Annotated in this window: 20 protein-coding genes; 8 read left to right on the forward strand and 12 right to left on the reverse strand. The window is 34.8% G+C overall.

The genetic code is table 11. From position 1 onward, the window contains the following. The first annotated feature begins 1,098 nt into the window (after window positions 1–1,098). From RYL88_RS06085 to RYL88_RS06095, 3 genes are all read left to right on the forward strand, one after another. On the forward strand, window positions 1,099–1,332 hold the full coding sequence (locus tag RYL88_RS06085; RefSeq protein ID WP_314989788.1) for a hypothetical protein: 234 nt from the start codon (window positions 1,099–1,101) through the stop codon (window positions 1,330–1,332). Between the two features lie 296 nt (window positions 1,333–1,628). Further along, window positions 1,629–2,837: a hypothetical protein gene (locus RYL88_RS06090; protein WP_314989790.1), complete on the forward strand. Its 1,209-nt coding sequence runs from the start codon at window positions 1,629–1,631 to the stop codon at window positions 2,835–2,837. Window positions 2,838–2,979: 142 nt separating this feature from the next. After that, window positions 2,980–3,342, forward strand: coding sequence for a toprim domain-containing protein (locus tag RYL88_RS06095; protein ID WP_314989825.1), 363 nt, complete (start codon window positions 2,980–2,982; stop codon window positions 3,340–3,342). A gap of 298 nt (window positions 3,343–3,640) precedes the next feature. Here the strand turns inward: RYL88_RS06095 and RYL88_RS06100 are convergent, their stop codons facing one another. The 4 genes from RYL88_RS06100 to RYL88_RS06115 form a co-directional block, all read right to left on the reverse strand. After that, window positions 3,641–3,898, reverse strand: a complete 258-nt coding sequence (locus RYL88_RS06100; RefSeq protein WP_314989792.1) for a hypothetical protein — start codon at window positions 3,896–3,898, stop codon at window positions 3,641–3,643. 3 nt (window positions 3,899–3,901) lie between these two features. Beyond that, entirely contained in the window at window positions 3,902–4,459 is a 558-nt protein-coding gene (locus RYL88_RS06105; protein ID WP_314989793.1) for a hypothetical protein, read from the reverse strand. A gap of 232 nt (window positions 4,460–4,691) precedes the next feature. Further along, window positions 4,692–4,862 carry a hypothetical protein gene (locus RYL88_RS06110; RefSeq protein WP_314989794.1) on the reverse strand — a complete coding sequence of 57 codons (171 nt, stop codon included), beginning with the start codon at window positions 4,860–4,862 and terminating at the stop codon, window positions 4,692–4,694. 206 nt (window positions 4,863–5,068) lie between these two features. Beyond that, window positions 5,069–5,998, reverse strand: coding sequence for a helix-turn-helix domain-containing protein (locus tag RYL88_RS06115; RefSeq protein WP_314989796.1), 930 nt, complete (start codon window positions 5,996–5,998; stop codon window positions 5,069–5,071). A 420-nt stretch (window positions 5,999–6,418) separates the two neighbouring features. Here RYL88_RS06115 and RYL88_RS06120 point away from each other — a divergent pair, with 420 nt between their 5' ends. Continuing rightward, a complete protein-coding gene (locus RYL88_RS06120; RefSeq protein ID WP_314989798.1) occupies window positions 6,419–7,150 on the forward strand; it encodes an NYN domain-containing protein in 732 nt (243 codons plus the stop codon). A 640-nt stretch (window positions 7,151–7,790) separates the two neighbouring features. Here RYL88_RS06120 and RYL88_RS06125 read toward each other — a convergent pair. The 7 genes from RYL88_RS06125 to RYL88_RS06155 form a co-directional block, all read right to left on the reverse strand. Next, window positions 7,791–9,332, reverse strand: a complete 1,542-nt coding sequence (locus RYL88_RS06125; protein WP_314989799.1) for a mobilization protein — start codon at window positions 9,330–9,332, stop codon at window positions 7,791–7,793. Between the two features lie 5 nt (window positions 9,333–9,337). After that, window positions 9,338–9,610, reverse strand: a complete 273-nt coding sequence (locus RYL88_RS06130) for a hypothetical protein (protein ID WP_314989802.1) — start codon at window positions 9,608–9,610, stop codon at window positions 9,338–9,340. After that, window positions 9,603–9,902, reverse strand: coding sequence for a hypothetical protein (locus tag RYL88_RS06135; protein WP_314989806.1), 300 nt, complete (start codon window positions 9,900–9,902; stop codon window positions 9,603–9,605). Before RYL88_RS06135 ends, RYL88_RS06130 begins: the two co-directional genes overlap by 8 nt. Window positions 9,903–10,631: 729 nt before the next feature. Next, window positions 10,632–11,018, reverse strand: coding sequence for a hypothetical protein (locus RYL88_RS06140; RefSeq protein WP_314989807.1), 387 nt, complete (start codon window positions 11,016–11,018; stop codon window positions 10,632–10,634). Window positions 11,019–11,033: 15 nt separating this feature from the next. Beyond that, window positions 11,034–11,159, reverse strand: a complete 126-nt coding sequence (locus tag RYL88_RS06145) for a hypothetical protein (protein ID WP_314989809.1) — start codon at window positions 11,157–11,159, stop codon at window positions 11,034–11,036. Between the two features lie 791 nt (window positions 11,160–11,950). Further along, window positions 11,951–12,208, reverse strand: a complete 258-nt coding sequence (locus RYL88_RS06150) for a Txe/YoeB family addiction module toxin (protein WP_314989812.1) — start codon at window positions 12,206–12,208, stop codon at window positions 11,951–11,953. Window positions 12,209–12,210: 2 nt separating this feature from the next. Then, window positions 12,211–12,468 (reverse strand): type II toxin-antitoxin system RelB/DinJ family antitoxin, encoded by a 258-nt coding sequence (locus tag RYL88_RS06155; RefSeq protein ID WP_314989814.1) that lies wholly within the window; start codon window positions 12,466–12,468, stop codon window positions 12,211–12,213. 457 nt (window positions 12,469–12,925) lie between these two features. On the opposite strand from RYL88_RS06155, the gene RYL88_RS06160 reads away from it, so the two are divergent. The 4 genes from RYL88_RS06160 to RYL88_RS06175 all read left to right on the forward strand — a co-directional run bounded on the left by RYL88_RS06160 (window position 12,926) and on the right by RYL88_RS06175 (window position 16,060). After that, window positions 12,926–14,008, forward strand: coding sequence for a replication initiation protein (locus tag RYL88_RS06160; protein ID WP_314989815.1), 1,083 nt, complete (start codon window positions 12,926–12,928; stop codon window positions 14,006–14,008). A gap of 240 nt (window positions 14,009–14,248) precedes the next feature. Then, on the forward strand, window positions 14,249–15,499 hold the full coding sequence (locus tag RYL88_RS06165; protein WP_314989817.1) for a Cj0814 family flagellar-dependent secreted protein: 1,251 nt from the start codon (window positions 14,249–14,251) through the stop codon (window positions 15,497–15,499). Window positions 15,500–15,644: 145 nt separating this feature from the next. After that, on the forward strand, window positions 15,645–15,797 hold the full coding sequence (locus RYL88_RS06170) for a hypothetical protein (protein ID WP_314989819.1): 153 nt from the start codon (window positions 15,645–15,647) through the stop codon (window positions 15,795–15,797). Next, window positions 15,794–16,060 (forward strand): hypothetical protein, encoded by a 267-nt coding sequence (locus tag RYL88_RS06175; protein ID WP_314989821.1) that lies wholly within the window; start codon window positions 15,794–15,796, stop codon window positions 16,058–16,060. Before RYL88_RS06170 ends, RYL88_RS06175 begins: the two co-directional genes overlap by 4 nt. A gap of 18 nt (window positions 16,061–16,078) precedes the next feature. Here RYL88_RS06175 and RYL88_RS06180 read toward each other — a convergent pair whose 3' ends face one another. After that, a complete protein-coding gene (locus tag RYL88_RS06180; RefSeq protein ID WP_314989823.1) occupies window positions 16,079–16,552 on the reverse strand; it encodes a hypothetical protein in 474 nt (157 codons plus the stop codon). Between the last annotated feature and the right edge of the window lie 101 nt (window positions 16,553–16,653).

Below are 16,653 nucleotides of genomic sequence, written 5' to 3' on the forward strand. Positions count from 1 at the left end.
TGCCTCTTTTCTCAAAGAGAGCTTGAGCACAAGACACCATACTCATTTAGATCCGTTCTGCTCTACTTTGCTACGCTTGTAGCTTTTAAGAACATAGTTCTCATCGTAACTTACTACTCCCTTTGTGTAAGCTTTAAGTTAAAGAGAGCCATAAATAAAATATAGAGTGGTAACATCAATTTTTTAAGGTAAAAATATGTATCTCTTAAAAGGGGTGAAAGGTAATTTTAAAGAATAATAAAGGGTTAGCTATTACTAAATAATGTATATTATAATAGATAATATTATTTTATAATATAAAAGTATTTATAATATGTAAGTATTGCTATTTATAATATAGAAATATAATATATCATAATTAACATTAAAATTATTCGGCTTTATTTTCGTAAAAGTCGTTTTTTTAGAAAAAAGCGCTCGATCTCTTTTTGAATCTTTACCGGAATTTATTTCATTTTCTAAAAAGTGATTTCCTCTTTTTCAAATGCCCTGGTGTTGATTTCTGTTTTCCCAATTTTTACAAACCTACTAAACGGAGAATAGACGTGAGGTAAAGTATCCATCGTCGGTACCGTATAGAGATTAAGGGTAAAGAATGCACTTATGACAATGTTTACAAAAAGCTAGGCTCGTGATGGGAATTTGTAACCATCTTAAAAAAGATTTTATTTTTATATTTTTGAATAATTTTTCTACCAGCATTACGACGATAGAGGCTAGGATTAAATACGTAAATCCGTAACTTTGAATTTTAAATAAAATATCGGCCGATTCCACGTTTAAATTTGTAAATAGAGCCCCTTACCCCTTGTTTTGCCTTGCTCATGCGCTAAAGCGCCGCAAGGCTGCTTTTTTTTAGAGGAGTAATTTGCCATGATCTTTAAACTGCTAATGCGGATTTCTTAACATAGCTATAAAATCTAGCTTTTTTTACAAATATTATTTTAGAATAAAAATAGCCCACAACTCCCTAAAATAAGCCCATACACTTAATTTTTAACCAACTATTTTTTATGATTCAAACGCTGAACACCCAAAACTCTTGTAAAAATAAAAATCGTACGATAGGATGCAAGAAAAAATTAAGGAGACTAAAAAATGTCAGACGTTTTTGAAAACAAATACATAAAATCGATTAAAGATATCGAGGAAAAAATGAGTTCAAGGGAGATTACTTCGCCACAAGCTTGGCACAAGATCACTAATCTATCCATAAAATGGCAAGTTAAAATCGATGAGTTAAATAGCAAAAAAAAGAGCCTCCAAAAAGAGCTAGATAAGCTAGCGGAAGCCGTCGAGTATACAAACGGATATAAGCTTACGCGCGCATAGGCTTCTGAGATCCGTCGAAACGTTATGCCCCTTGTGGGCTACGTTTCGACCGCACTGCTACTTTAGTAGCTTAGTGCGTACTAAGCAGCCAATGGCTACCTAGATGCGCTTTTTCTTGCCCCACAAGGGGGCTAGCGAAAAAGGAGGACGAGGTGAATATACCCTATGTAGATAATGGCACTCTAGCAAATGCTAGATTTGAGAAGGGAACAAGTTACGGCGTGTTTCATAATATGCGCGTCGGCCCAAAAGCAGCATCTAGTTTTGTAGAATTTCAGCATCTAAACGAGACAAATATGAGCGCAAAAGATGCTCTCGTATTAGAAAGAAGGCTAGAAGAGGAGGCAAGGGATAAGTATTACGAAACATACGGTCAAAAATTTAAGACCAAACATTGCTTTTTAGAACTCGTGGTTAATCTAAAAAAACACCATACTCTAAAAGATCTAAAAAAAGTAGCTAAATACGTAGAAGAAAAATTCGGATACCGTGCGACATTAATCACGCTTCATCGAGACGAGGGGCATTACGAATATGACGAGCAGGGGAACGCAACTAAATTTGTGGCCAACATTCATGGCCATATTCGTTTCTGCGTCTTGGATCCTGAAAACGGAAAGTCTATCTACCGTCAAAAGTTTAGAAAAAAGTTTGAATTTAAACAACTACAGACCCAAGTAGCCAATATACTGGGATTGCAGCGCGGCACGCCAAACCCGAATAGAAAAAATATACCATCGCGGATCTATAAGCGGCTTGTTAAAGATCCAGAAGCTTTAGCTATTATGACTGCTAGCGTTCCGGAAGCTACGAAAAAAGTGGTCGAGAAGCTTACTTTAGCAAAGCTAAAAACTATAAATCAAGAGGTGCGAGAGGCTCTGAGGAGTATGTCCGCAACCAGAAAAGAGTATGCACAGCTAGAGGACATTTTAAGTGCAGTCAAAGATAAACTCAAACTCAAGGAGAAGTTGACCGTAGAAAACCTCGAGGAGCAAATATCAGCGTTTTTAGACGCCGTGAAAAGCGATTTTTCAAAAAGTGCTGTGGAGACTATTGGGGGATTAAATTTAAAACCTGCTCCAGATGGGGTAGTGCGTCCTCATGGCAAGATCGAAATTGCAAAATTAAACGGAACGTATAATATTTTAACGGCGGCTGCAATGCAAATGAATATCGCTATGGCATACGGTTTAAATATGCGCGTCGAAGAGCTTGAAAAAATGCAGCAAAAACGCCGTAAAACAGCCGTCCTTCTCAGCAAAACTAGAAGCGAACTAAGGGAGTCTCAAGATCGAGTCCAAAATCTTTTAGAGGAATGTCAAAAATACAAAAATAAGCTTATAGACTTACAAGACGAATACGATAAATTAGAAGAAAAGCACTATGCTGCTTTTGATGCTCAAATAGTAAAAAATCCGAAAAAGGACCCGACCGTAGATACGGTAGAGTACGTTTTACCGCTTCAAAACAAAAAAGATCCAACTAGAGACGATTGGGGTCGCTAAAAAGCCCGTCCCTTTTGTGGGTCAAGACGGGAACATGATCCAACTGCAAAAGCTCATGTTTTCAAAAAATAGGAGACGTTGCCCATTTAATATGGCCAACCTAGTATCATACAGAAACGATCCGCAAGCGTCCGTATTTTTAATGGAAGGCGAAAAAGATTGCCTTAACGCCTTGGCTAAGGGTTTAAGAACGGTTACCTTGAGATCGACAGGCGCAAAAGTAGAGGATAGGTATTTAAATTTATTCAAATATACGAACATGACGATATGCTACGATCACGACGAAGCCGGAGCAAACGGCGCAAGGGCCGTAAAACAGCAGCTAACGGGCATTTGTATAAATATAGAGATAATCGACTGGGAGAGAATATTTAAAAAACTGGGCTGGCCACAACCGATCAAAAAAGGCTTTGATTATACCGATTATCTCATAGAAACCAAGCTGGGCAAGAGCGAGGCAAGCAAATTCAACAAGATACTAAAGAAAGATAATACGCTTAGTTAAAATACTCTATCTATACTTATTTAATATTATTAATAATAAATAAGTATATCTTAAACTTCAATATACTAAAATAACAGCAAGTATTTTAGTTAAGCGATTTTATAAAAAGGCTAAAGTATGCAAAACGTAAAAGAGAGTGGAACGAGAGCGGCGATAATTTATTCAGCGAAGCAAATTTAGCTCAAATGGATGCTATAAACCAGCGATTAGACGAGGCGATATTGCAAAAGGTAAAGATATTGAGGATAGGTAAAATGGAGGGGGGCAAGAGCCGCAACTTGCCCTACGAACTTAAATTTTATTCCTCCGTATCCATTTTTTTGTTGATTAGCGAGCGTAGGAATAAGTTTTTGCTGATGAAATTTTTCTTGCAATATTCCTCTATAAAATTATATTCGGCCTCGGTGCAATATAGGGTTATACGCTTATTGGCTTTATCAGCCTCTTCAAGCCTAGGCCTACCCATCCTCTCTTTTTTATCCTCCGAGCTGAACGTGCGGTTAGCCCCGGTTCCTTTTAAGACCGAATCTATGTCTAATTCCATATTTTTTGCCATAGTTTATCCTTTCAATTTCGTAAGTAGCGATTGATATTCGTCGAAGAATGCCTGGTAGCTTCTTTGCGATAAAGCGTTTTCATTATAAAGCTCCGCAAACGATAGTCCGGTATTAATAGCGTTATTTACTATTTTAGAGTTCTTAAAATAAAACATCGGGATATTTTGAAATCTGTTCTTTAGGTTAGAATTTAGAAACTCTAACTCCTTGTCGTCCTTGTAGTTTGTAGCTATTAAAACGATATTTTGATTGATGTGCGAGATCTCCTCGATAGTTTCAACAGTTCTCAATACGGCGTTATAAGAAGGTGTGCAAGGCACTATGATAGCTTTGCAGCCCCTTAAAATATCCAGGACGCCTCCTGCGACGAATCCTCCAAAATCATAAACGCAATCGTCTATGCTTTGGACTTTATCTAAAATTTTAGCCTTTTTGGGATAAATGTTTTCTATACACGATTTATCGTTTGACTGCAAGAAGTATCCTAAATCCTTTGCAATACTAAAAGCAAACGGCGTCTTTCCTACGCCGCCCTTCTTGTTGATCACGGCTATTTTCATTTTTTGTCCTTATAAATCATAAGATATTTTACTTTAATATACTTTAAAATAAATTAGTATATTCTAATTTAAAGTATCTTATATTGCCCTTAATTATGTTAAAATACTGTTCTTTATAATAATAAAGTTTAAATTTCGTCTCTTTCTTTTTTGTCTCTGTCGTCCCTCAAGAGTTCCTTGCCCGATCTACTTTGCTGCAACGTCGGAGCAATATTTACATCGGCCGAGCTCTTTAACCTATGGCTGCGCTGTCGTCTATGGTTTTAAATTGCGATTTGCTAAATTTGACTAAGGGCTCGAGTTTCTTTTCGGCGCGACCTAGGATAGAAGCGTCCCATTTCTTTTTAAAGGCCGTCTTTTCCACCACTATTTGATCATACACGCTTTGGCCAAGCTCGTTCATCCTCTTAACTCTTTTTCCAAATTTGACCTTTACCAGCTGCTAGAGCTGCTTGAGAAACATAAAGAAAATGAGGTTATTGAAACAATAAAAAGTATTCTTGATATAAAATAATTCAGAATCGTTAAAGAAAGAACCATTGAGCCATTTTATAAAAAGCACAGTTTTTTATTTATGCCAAAAAACAAGTATTAATTAAAAAAATATAGTTAATTATTTTTATTTTTTTTTCTAATCTCCAATTGATACTTTATAATATCTATACATTCTTGGTAGAAATCTTCATACTTGCTTGAGTTGTCTGTATTTAAATCAAATAAATCATCTAACATATAAGAATGCTTATGATACTTTAATATATTTGCCGCATAATAGTCTCTTGAAAATAACTTATCATATTCTTCTCTTTCAAGCTGAACTAGCTCTATACGGTATTTGTTTGCCTTATAAAAATCATATAAACTTAATAGGTCTCCGCATTCGATGCCGCTCATTATGAAATTTTTTCCTATACAAAAATCATTATCATAAAAATCATACTGCCCTTTTTTATTCATAGCAACGATTTTTGTATAAGTCTCATTATCTGATGAGTGGACTATATATATTTTTAAGAATTCATTTATCTCGTCAGTAAGTTGTTTAAGGGAGTGCGATTGTATAAATTTTATATCAAATGGCGCAAATTTACCCTCTAATAACCAAACGTCTAATATTTGAAATGTCGAAATAAATTTTTCAAGAAATTCAAAATCAGGATATTTTTTAAAAGTCATGATTTTATCTAATCTTTCAAAACCGAGCTCATTCATCTTCTTTGCAGCAGTGATTGTTGTGAGCTTAAATTCAGATAAAATATGCTTCATTCTTTCTACAAGCTTTTTATGATCATCTGAAGCGCTTTGCAAAATATTGCCGGTATTATATTCATTAAATGCCTTTTGCGCCTCTTGAATTTTGCCGACAATATTTGATAAGCTATGATTTTCAATCATTAGTTCTAGTGCAACTTGAGCAGTATTGGAAATCCTTGAGCTGTCGCTCCAGCTATCTATTGTCGCTTTTGAAATTCCTAACTTATCAGCCAGCTCCTTTCTACTTATACCTAGCGCATCACATACTTTTTTATAGATCGACATAATGTCTCCTTCTTAAATTTTTTAATTATTATATTAAGATATGTTAAATAGAAAATAAACATAATATTTAGTATAGATATTTGTAAAAATACAATATATTAAAAACTAGCTTTTTTGAACAATAAACCATAATTTTCAATGTAAAGAATAGCGATATTCTGTTTTTGGGCTATTATAATGGCTATAAATAGTTGTTTTTAGACTAAGAACCTTAAGGTATATATTTATTTTACTTTAAGATTTTGTGGATAAACAGTGAAATCTTATTTTAAACTTAAAAAGCTTGACAAATTTAAAAAAAGATAATATACTTACTTCAATATTTGTACTAGGGACGTCTCATATTATTGTTGAGGAAGCGTCCTTAGTACTATAAATCTAAGTTAATAATACGATCTTAATACCAGAAAAGATGCAAAAATGCAATCAAATTCTAATTCCAAAACCTCTTTTAACTCAATATTTAGGCCATTAAAAACTGCGGTACTAGTTGACCTGTCATTTTTTCTCAAGCGATATAATACTATTTTTGATATTGCTGATCCTATAGAGATGGCTAGGCGCATTAGGCATTATGTTTATAAGTCTGTTATGAAAAACAGCGACTATTTATATAGAATATATATTTATGACTGCGAACCATTAGACAAAGATACAACATATCCAATCAGTAAAAGACAGATTAGGTTAAGAGAAACAAATACCTTTAAATTTAGAAAGGCTTTGTTAGAAAATTTAAAACAACAACCATACTGTGCTGTAAGGCTCGGGAGTTTTGATGCAAATTTTGTCGAATGGAAATTTAAAGACCACAGAACTCTCAAAAAATTGTTAAACAATAAACTTGCTATATCAGATCTAACAGACGATCATTTTACGCTTGATATAAAACAAAAAGGCGTAGATATGAAAATAGGCTTGGATATGGCTACAATAGCAAGTAAAAAACAAGTTGAAAAAATTATTCTCATAACAGCCGACAGTGATTTTATTCCGGCAATAAAGATGGCGCGCAAGGAAGGAATAATAATTCAGCTTGATCCAATGCAGAATGAGTATATTAAGCAAGAGCTATTGGAGCATCTTGATATATTGGCCTCAGTCTTCCCAAAAGATAGAAATGCTATAGATCCCAGCGATCCAGATCTATAATAACATACTTGGTTCTCTATAGTCTAAGACTATAGAGTTACCGCATAACCCAACCAAAACATTTTACTAAATGGTAAAAATCCGGTAGAAAATTATAACATTATAATTAATACTATTATATAATATATAATCATATATATACATAAAATACCGTTATTTATTATAAAACAACTTATTTAGCAATATCTAACTCTTTGTTATTCTCTCCTACTTTTTCGTCCTTTTGCTGCAACGCCGACTCTTGGCTTTTTAGACTTATGACCGACTTCATAGTGGAGATGAAAGATTTTACGAAAAAGTTTTTTAAAAGCGTTTTTATTAAATTTGTAAAGAATAGAAAATGAAGGACAAATTTTATCCTACAACGGGCGTCTAGTCCACCCCTCGAAGTATGCTGAATCTTATCGAATAGTAGCTTAGGTGGTTATTAATTTTCAATATTAATTTTTATCGTTTTTTGCCTGGTCTTAGTACTTTAAAAAACCCATCGAAAAGCAAAATTTTATGCCAAAACTTAAACAAATTTTGCCCATTTAAGCTATCAAAACTTAAAGCAAGAGTTTTGCCCTTTACAGATCATCGTTAAAAAGGAGCTTTTGATGTTTTACTATTTAAAACAAACATTTTCATTAGCATTTAGCTATCGATCAAAGTCCGGATCTTGTTTAGAAGGTTTCTTTTTAAGCGGATTTTCTATCTCCACCATGTCTACGGTCGGGTCTTTAATTTGAATCGGCTTTCTTTCGATAGCAAGTAAATCATCTTGAAATTTTTCTGCCTTTTCTTTCCATTCTTCTGCTTTTTCCAAGGCTTTTGCTATCGAAAGTTCGTATTTTTGACATTCCTCTAAAAGATTTTGGACTCGATCTTGAGATTCCCTTAGTTCGCTTCTAGTTTTGCTGAGAATGACGGCTGTTTTACGGCGTTTTTGTCGCATTTTTTCTAGCTCTTTGGCGTATGTATTTGGACTATACGCCAAGGCGATATCTATTTGCGTTTTAAGAGTATTGTTTTGAGTTTTTAGATCGTAGATAGCTTTTAAAATTTGTTCGTCAAAGTCTTTGAAAGTCTTAAGCTTCTCGGCAGGAATCTCGAGTTCATAGGCGACTTTAAAGATTTGCCCGCCTCTCTTTTCTTTAAAATTTTTAAATTTCTCTTGCTCGTCTTTAAGCGCCTTTTCTAGTTGTTTGATTCTCTCGCCGTCTTTTGGCAAAAAAGCGATCAAGCCCTGAATAAACGGCGATATAGCCGGCTTTTGCCCTGTTGTCTGCGCGTATGATTTTAGCTCTTTTTCGGTTTGCTGCTCGAATTTTTGGCGGTTGATCGGTTTTTGTTTTTCTCTGTCGGCTTCTACGGCTTTTTGTATGGCTTCATCTAGTTCTTTTTGCGTGTATTTAGCCTCTTTATCTTTTTTGAGCGCTCCTAGCTCTCTAAAAAACTCGGCCGAAAGCCCCTTGTCTTTGTATTGCTTGCGGAGTCGTTCGAGATATTCGGATTTTTCTTTGTCGTTTAATAGCTTTTCTTCGTTTTCGTAGGTTGCTTTTATGACTTCGATAGCCGCTTTTTCCGTCGCCTTTTTCGATAGACTTCTTGCAGCTTTCTCGGCCTCTTTTTGCTTGGCGTATTTGCGCGGCTCTATGCGTTCGGCTCCGCTTAAGCGTTTGTCTTGTCCTCTTTGCATTTGCAAAACCTCGGCGGTTTCGGTTTGAATTCTTCGCAAAACATTAGGAGTGATAAGCTCTCTACGGTAGTTATTTTTTCCGCTCTCTTTATCGAGCGTGATAAATTCTAGGTGCGCATGGTGGTTGATTTGTTTTTCGCCGTTCTCGTCGATATGCCCCTCGTCCCTGTGTATGGCGATTTGGTAGCACTGAAAACCGTATTTGTCGTTAAAGTGCTTAGCTAAGACTTCTAAATTCTCAATCGTAGTATCTGGTTTTATATTGCAAACCGCGCTCCACTCGTAAGATTTAGCTTGAAATCTTTGCCCGGTGCGCCTCGTATAAGCCTCTTTTGCTTCGCTTATGATTTGATTTTTTAATTCCCTTGCTTTTTCGGCGGATCTATTACACTCAGCTCCTTTTTCGTTATCGATCAGATAGCTTGGGGGTAAGGTGCGATCGTTGTGTTCGGCATTTATAGCAAAGGACTTTTTAAAATTTATGCTTGAGATTTGACCCATTTACGTTAATGCGCGCCCTCTCTCGTTGAAATCTCGATAATTTCAATCGTTAAAATTTCATCTTGTTTCAGTCCTATAACTCGGCAATGAATACCGACGCACCAACGCCAGCTATTTTCATAGCCTTGCATTTTTTCGATGTTATTAACGGCGAATGGATTTTGAAGTTTTTCAAGCTCCCTTAAAAACGTACGAATTTTTAAGGCCGCTTTCGGATCGCTTTTTGAAATTTTGGTTAGCTCTTTATCGGCAGAACGCTTGAGCGCGATTTTATACATTATCAGAGCCCATCTGGGCTATAACTTCCGCCCTGATCGCCTCCTGTTCCGCTTGCGATAGTTTTTCAAATTCTGCATCTAGCTTTTTAATGGACGGGGCTTCTGAAAGTTTGTAGCTTTTAGGCTCGTCGATCTTGCTTTTTACTTTTGCTTTTAGATAGCTAATTAGCTCTGATTGTTGGCGCAAGAGCTCTTGGATCGAGCTTAATTTTTTTTCCTCTCGCTCTAGCGAATTAAATAGTGCTCTACGCGTCATTGTTTCGTATTTCGCGTAATTTATTTGCGTTTGCATCGTATTCCTTTTTAGCGATTTTATTTAATTTGGCTTGCCAAAATTATAACATTTATATCGCTAAAAAGCAAATTATTACCTTTGAGCTTGTCGAAAAGGTGGATAATTTGCAAATTATCCACCTTAAAGATTAGTCGCAAGCTCTTAATCTTTAGGCGATAATTTGTTTTTCTGCTCAGCAAGCTCGCAGAAAAATATAAGGCTATATGCCTATGTGTGGCATAAGAGTGGTAAAAAATACCTAATTTTTTTAGAATTGATATATGGATAAAGAAATCGACTTCTCTAAGGGTATTAGAAATCCATATGTAGATAAAAATCTAAAGAGGCAAATAACTATAAATTTAAACGGCAGAGCAATTGATTATTTCAAAGATATGGCTAATAGAAAAGGTGTCCTATATCAAACGTTAATTAGTATTTTTTAAATGATTGCGTGGATAAAAAATTAGATATTGCTGTGGTATAGGATTTTTCTTAATAATATATTCTATCCAGCATATATTTTGCAAGGCATATTATGGCTATAATGACAACAATAAGAATATATTTATAAAAAGGTAAATTTACAAAATCAAAATCAGGATTTCTAAATTTACCTCTTAGATTTATAAGAAATAACTGGGCGATTAACACTAGAATACGCTTTATTTCTTCCATCGATTACTCCAAGCCTTTAATAAATCCAAAAGGGATTACATGCCCTTTTGGATTATATAGAAAGATTACTTAAAAAATTCCGCCTATACCTTCATCAAAGAAGATATACTGGATTTCTTGAGCATATTTTCTGCGCGTGGCAAAATAGCAAGGAGCAAAGATAATATTTAGTTTTCTTACCTCTCCTTCGATCTCATTAATTTGATCTATTGCATCTTGGACGCTTTCTACAAACTTAACAAGCACGCCTTGAGGTAAAAGGAACAAGAAGCCAGCAATATAGTTTTTTATCCTATCAGAGCATTGCGTTGTTTCGTTGATATACTCTTCTACCTTTTTGGCAACTCTTGGGGTAATTCTCTCCATTGTTACATCTGCCCTAAGCCCTAAAAGCCTAGATATAACTTCGTAGCAAAGCTGTTTTTGTCCATCAGTTAAATTTTCATAACCATTCATTTTTTATCCCTTTGTTTATTTTTTATTCTCTGTTTTGTTTATAGTGTTGGTATTACTATGACCTACACTGACTAAGGCACTGCAACCTACTGTAAGCAAGGTAGCAAGTGCAACTAAAAATGCTATAATTGTTTTTCTCATTCAACAACTCCTTTTGTTTTGGTGTAATTCGGAACAAAAGGGGTCTAAAAAATACACTCAAATTTGTAATTCAAACTAAAAGGCTACTCGCCTAAAACTCAAGCCAAATTTTTAAGCATAAGTATCCCTTTGGGGGTAAAAACACTTAAAAACAATGTTTAAGAAATATTATTTTATGTTGATTTTTAGCCCTGTTCCCACTTGGTGAGCTTTTAGAGCCAACTGAATGTATAAAGTAGCCTTAGTTCCGAATTACAGGGCAAATTATAGCGGATGGACGCTTAAAAATTTATATAAAATCGCTTAGTTTTTCTTGAATTATAGTATTACTTTTCTAACATTTTATCGGATATTTTTTGCAGATACGGTGGCTACTAAGTTTGGTGTAAATCTTATATTTTTATAATGGATTTTATTAAAAATATTTATGCTTCATATTTCTTGAAGTAATTCTTAAAATGTTTTAAGCTATCAAACGTTTGTTCGCTACTATATCCGTCATCTGGATTAAAAATTTTTATGATGACCCTTTCGCCTTCTTGTCTTAGGCTTTGAATCTTTAGCATACCGTATTGAGATAGCCTCGCTCTTAGAAGCTTTATCTCAAACCTCTTTAGACATGGGGCATAGTAGAGAGGAGATTACGAAACACTATACGGAGTTTTAAGAGGCTTAGGAAGCCCTACAATCAATTTTACGCGTTAGAGTATATAACCGTTAAAATTGATTGTAGGCCAAATTTGAGAGGTTTATACGCGGTTTTTAAAAATACACTCAAAAGAAATCATCAGTCATTTATAATGCCCTTTACAAGAGATAATATAAATCTTATCATCTTTTATGGCATAAACCAGTCTATGTTCGTGATTAATGCGTCTGCTATAAAAGCCGCTTAGATTTCCTTTTAAGGCTTCTGGTTTACCTATGCCATCAAATGGGTTTGCGCTTATATCCTTGATTAACTCGTTTATCTTTTTTAAAATCTGCTTGTCTTGGGTTTGCCAAGATAAGTATTCTTGCCATGCATCATCATCCCATAAAATTTGCAAGGCTACTCTCCTATTAGCTCGTGGCTATTAAAATTTAACTTGCCAGCTTTAAATTTAGCCATCTTTTGCTCTAAGTACTCGATATTGTCTTTTTTATAGAACGGATCGTTTATACCGATCTCAAACGGGATCCTTCCTTCATTGCCTAGTCTTTTTAAAAATATATTAATTGCCGTCGATACAGACATTCCTATCTCGGCGCATACGAGTTCAGCATTTTTTTTGACATCATCCTTTACTCTTATACTAATTTGTGCCATTATCTATCCTTTTTAAGTATTTGCAATACATTGTATCACAAAAGTATAGCATTTTTAACCATATTTAGTAGTTTTTTACGGATTGCAGCCTTTACACCACTAAAAAGAAGCAGCCTTGCGGCGCTTTAGCGCATAAGCAAGGCGAAATAGGGGGTAAGGGGGCGGTGCGCAGTGCGTAAGCACAAGCACGTACACACGCCCCGGTTCCGATTTGAATTCCGAAACAATGATCGAGTAAAAATTGCGAAAAAGATCTGTTGCTCTGAATTTGTTTATTGTAAATTTGTCTTGAATTTGTCGGTTGCTTCTAGAGCCGTATTTTAGGGGGTTATAATGATATAAAACCGAGTTTTTTGATTTTAAATTTAAGAGAAAACCGAGAGAGATATTATTAACTCGGTTTTAAGCTTAGAATAGATAAGATTTCTATGTTTTAAGTTTGCTTTTAGGAATAAAAATGCCCGAACATGATGATATTGTAATCTTAGATAAGGGGTTTACTCGTAATCAATCAAGAACTAGCCCAGTGATAAGCACAGCTAGGGCAAAAATGAGTGCAAATGAGCTAAAGGCTTTTTATCAGATCAGCACACTTGTCAAGCAAGACGACACGGATTTTTTAATATACGAGATTTCATCTGATGATTTTGTAAAAAAGCTTGGTTTCAGTGAGACAAATGATAGCTATATCAAAGATCTATGCAGAGGGCTGCTTAAACAGATATTTGAGATCGAGCGACCTGACGGTACCTGGGAGGCATATAGCATTTTTAGCTCTTTTAAATTTAAACCAAAGGTGCGCACGATTACAGTCCGATTTAACGATGAGATGAAGCCTTTTTTGCTAGAATTAACCCAATACACAAAGATTCATCAGGTCGAATACATCAGGCAGTTTGAGAGTAAATATGCCATTAGAATTTATGCTCTGTTAAAAGACTATCGGCTGCTCTCTTATAGAGATATTGAGATCGAAGCACTTAAAAAAATGCTTGTTTTACCAAAAAGCTATAAAGATTTTACAGATATTAGTCGATTTGTATTAATGCCTGCTGTTAAAGAGATCAATGCTAAAAGCGATCTTGAAATTTATAGTATCGAACCGATCGAAAAACAAGGCAAGAAGATTGTCAGGATAAGGGTAAATTTTGGGAATAAGACTGACAAACAGGCAAACCAGATAATGAAATATTTGGAGCAAAGATACAAAAGATCAGGTCAAGATCCTAGTGTCTTTTATGGTTTTTACTATTCCATATCTGATGAGCCTCGATCTAAGGGCGAAATTTTTAGGATCACAAAGATAGAAGCTGATAGCAGACCATATTTTACTGCTTTTAGTGAAAAGCAAACGTTGTTTGCGGTGCTAGGGAAAAAAGAATTTATGAAGCGGTTGCTTGGTGGAATTTATAAGGCTCTAATCTTTATGGCAGATACCGAAAAGAGGCAGTCTTTAGATTTAGATCAGTGGCAAAACGAGCAAGATAAGATCACACAGATGAAAAGGATCTTGGATAGCTGGGAAAAAGGGTTAAAATAAAATGGCTTATAAATCTAATTTAAAGATATATAATTTTAAGATCCAAATAATCGATATATTCGAGCTCTTAGGAATAAATTGAATACTGGTGTAATAATTGTTTATCAATAATGGTTAAATTTTTAAAAGAACATGTTATAATCCATTTTAATAACAATTCTTATAAAGGAGACACGATGTTAAAAGTTTTTAAAGTGGCACTTCTAGGTGCTTTAGTAGCAACCTTTAAAGGATTTAGTTATGAAAATATCAAATAGCACTCAAACTATTGTTTCAAATATTTCAGTTACTGAGAGTAAAATTCAAAACAGTGATATTGTCGATACTAATGATAGTATTTTAGGCTACAAGGTCGATAAGGATGGCTACTTTACGAACGAATTCAATAAAGCTGCAGGCATACCAGATGATTACAAGATCCACTCGGATACTATAAAATCACTTGTTAACGTAAGAACTAATAAAGGTGATTTTACAAGATCATTTAAATCGATTGACATTGCAAAGACAGTTGAAAATGCCTATAAAATCTTGACCCAGCTTGTAGATGAAAAAACACTAAATTCAAAAGAGAGCTTTACGATAGACGAAATCTCAAAATTTCCACAAGGTTATGAATACAACGATAGAACACTAAAAATTACTAAGAAATATAATACAATAGCAGACTATATGTCTGGCGCAACAAGCTTTGACGCAAAGAAAAATGGAGATACCTTCTCTATAACGACAACTTTTTACAACAGCTCTACATATAACTACTACACTAATGGCAATAAGCTTAAACCATCAACTGATATATTTGATAGCAATAGTGGCGGCAAAGAAGAGCTTTCAAGTGGTATAAATTTCAATACGACCCGCGATAAATACACAAATAGTGATGGCTCTATTACAAAAGGCGGATTGTTAATCGGAATCTTAAATAAAAATTTAGGTGCAGTTGAAGGAGAAACAACATATTTTGGTATACTGGATGGATTTGATAAAAATATTAGCCCTAATGAGTATAGAACGCAAATACAGCTTTGGCTTTTAAACCATGACCCTGATAGAGTTTCAGATGAAGAATTTAACGCACTCAGTGAGCCAATGAAAGAATTTATAAAATTTCATCGCACATTTGATAGTATCAATCAAAGAGCTAAAAATACATCCAAGAAAGAAGAGGCAGACACCCAAAAAGACCCTTTACAAATTTTATTCGAGCAAATGGATAAAGATTTTAAAGAGATGCTTAAAAAGCTGCAAGAAAGAGCCCAAAAAGCGAGACTCGAACAGCGAAAAGCTATGCAACAAAATTTAGATACGCAAACTATCAAAAATGTAGCTCAAACTTCAAAAGACACACTAAATGAAATGCTTGAATTTCTAAGTAAAATGTCAAAGCAACACGGCGTAAATTTAGACATAAACGAAGTAAAAACGGCGTTTATAAATTTAACTGACAGCTACAAATTTAGTAATAAAACGATCGATATCAAAGCTTAAATTTCTATTTTATAAGGATATAATATTGAAGAAAGTATTAGTATTGCCAATTATTTTTTCATAATTCAAACGCTAAACGCCTAAAACCCTTGCTAAAGTAAAAACCGTACGACAAGATGCAAGAAAAAATTAAGGAGACTAAAAAATGTCAGACGTTTTTGAAAACAAATACATAAAATCGATTAAAGATATCGAGGAAAAAATGAGTTCAAGGGAGATTACTTCGCCACAAGATTGGCACAAGATCACTAATCTATCCATAAAATGGCAAGCTAAAATCGATGAGCTAAATCCATGATAATTCAAGAGTTAGCCAAGGTAGTGCTAGACAGTATATCTATCAATGGCAAATTTTCACCATCAGATTGCATAGCGGCTTTTATAGATTTTATACTATTTAACCAAAATATAAAAGACGCAGGGAAAATTCTTACCCAAGCCAGTGATACCTTGCTCAGAGAAAGAGCCATGATTAGAAAAAGCTTTTTAGGCAATGCGGTGCTCATCCAGATCCTCAATAGAGAAAAAGGCTATATAGAGCTAAAATTTAATGGATTTTAATCCGATAGCGCAAGCGCTTTAAAGCGCTTGCGCATACTTGCAACTCCACTTAGCTCCTAATTTGCAAGCTTTATTATAAAAATATTTAGCTTTCTTTTTATCTATTGCAAAACCGTAAGTTCCATTTTCATACCGTAGTCCAAGGGCCTCACAACCCTCCCCGTAATCCATATCACACGATTTTTCAGTATAAAATTTAGCCTTTTCGTTATCCTCAAATATAACTATATAAGTACTTCCTAAAATCAAACAACCGTTACCGTCTTTTAATTCGCAAGCTTTCTCTAAGAATTTTACCGATATTTCTCTTGCTTGCTTGTCGGTATTTTTACTTCGGCTGCTTTTATCTGAATAATATGCTCCGGCTCGCGTGCAATCTTGCGCTATACCAGCATTACATCCGGCTTCAAATTTAGCTATATCCTCGTCTGCGCCGGCCAAATTCAAAGAGGATAGCCCGGCAACGACCGCAGCTAAAACGATTTTTTTCATTGTTTTCCTTTTGATGAGATTAGCTTTTATTATATCAAACATCCCACCCGTATATACGCAATGCTTTCGCATTTCATATAACGTTCGGTGCTCGTAAGGGG

Origin of the sequence: uncultured Campylobacter sp., assembly GCF_963517995.1 — a bacterium.
Classification (GTDB): Bacteria; Campylobacterota; Campylobacteria; order Campylobacterales; family Campylobacteraceae; genus Campylobacter_A.

Coding starts and splice junctions, on each gene's coding strand:
- RYL88_RS06085 (WP_314989788.1), top strand. CDS start 1,099: ATGTCAGACGTTTTTGAAAACAAATACATAAAATCGATTAAAGATATC.
- RYL88_RS06090 (WP_314989790.1), top strand. CDS start 1,629: ATGAGCGCAAAAGATGCTCTCGTATTAGAAAGAAGGCTAGAAGAGGAG.
- RYL88_RS06095 (WP_314989825.1), top strand. CDS start 2,980: ATGGAAGGCGAAAAAGATTGCCTTAACGCCTTGGCTAAGGGTTTAAGA.
- RYL88_RS06100 (WP_314989792.1), bottom strand. CDS start 3,898: ATGGCAAAAAATATGGAATTAGACATAGATTCGGTCTTAAAAGGAACC.
- RYL88_RS06105 (WP_314989793.1), bottom strand. CDS start 4,459: ATGAAAATAGCCGTGATCAACAAGAAGGGCGGCGTAGGAAAGACGCCG.
- RYL88_RS06110 (WP_314989794.1), bottom strand. CDS start 4,862: ATGAACGAGCTTGGCCAAAGCGTGTATGATCAAATAGTGGTGGAAAAG.
- RYL88_RS06115 (WP_314989796.1), bottom strand. CDS start 5,998: ATGTCGATCTATAAAAAAGTATGTGATGCGCTAGGTATAAGTAGAAAG.
- RYL88_RS06120 (WP_314989798.1), top strand. CDS start 6,419: ATGCAATCAAATTCTAATTCCAAAACCTCTTTTAACTCAATATTTAGG.
- RYL88_RS06125 (WP_314989799.1), bottom strand. CDS start 9,332: ATGGGTCAAATCTCAAGCATAAATTTTAAAAAGTCCTTTGCTATAAAT.
- RYL88_RS06130 (WP_314989802.1), bottom strand. CDS start 9,610: ATGTATAAAATCGCGCTCAAGCGTTCTGCCGATAAAGAGCTAACCAAA.
- RYL88_RS06135 (WP_314989806.1), bottom strand. CDS start 9,902: ATGCAAACGCAAATAAATTACGCGAAATACGAAACAATGACGCGTAGA.
- RYL88_RS06140 (WP_314989807.1), bottom strand. CDS start 11,018: ATGAATGGTTATGAAAATTTAACTGATGGACAAAAACAGCTTTGCTAC.
- RYL88_RS06145 (WP_314989809.1), bottom strand. CDS start 11,159: ATGAGAAAAACAATTATAGCATTTTTAGTTGCACTTGCTACCTTGCTT.
- RYL88_RS06155 (WP_314989814.1), bottom strand. CDS start 12,468: ATGGCACAAATTAGTATAAGAGTAAAGGATGATGTCAAAAAAAATGCT.
- RYL88_RS06160 (WP_314989815.1), top strand. CDS start 12,926: ATGCCCGAACATGATGATATTGTAATCTTAGATAAGGGGTTTACTCGT.
- RYL88_RS06165 (WP_314989817.1), top strand. CDS start 14,249: ATGAAAATATCAAATAGCACTCAAACTATTGTTTCAAATATTTCAGTT.
- RYL88_RS06170 (WP_314989819.1), top strand. CDS start 15,645: ATGTCAGACGTTTTTGAAAACAAATACATAAAATCGATTAAAGATATC.
- RYL88_RS06175 (WP_314989821.1), top strand. CDS start 15,794: ATGATAATTCAAGAGTTAGCCAAGGTAGTGCTAGACAGTATATCTATC.
- RYL88_RS06180 (WP_314989823.1), bottom strand. CDS start 16,552: ATGAAAAAAATCGTTTTAGCTGCGGTCGTTGCCGGGCTATCCTCTTTG.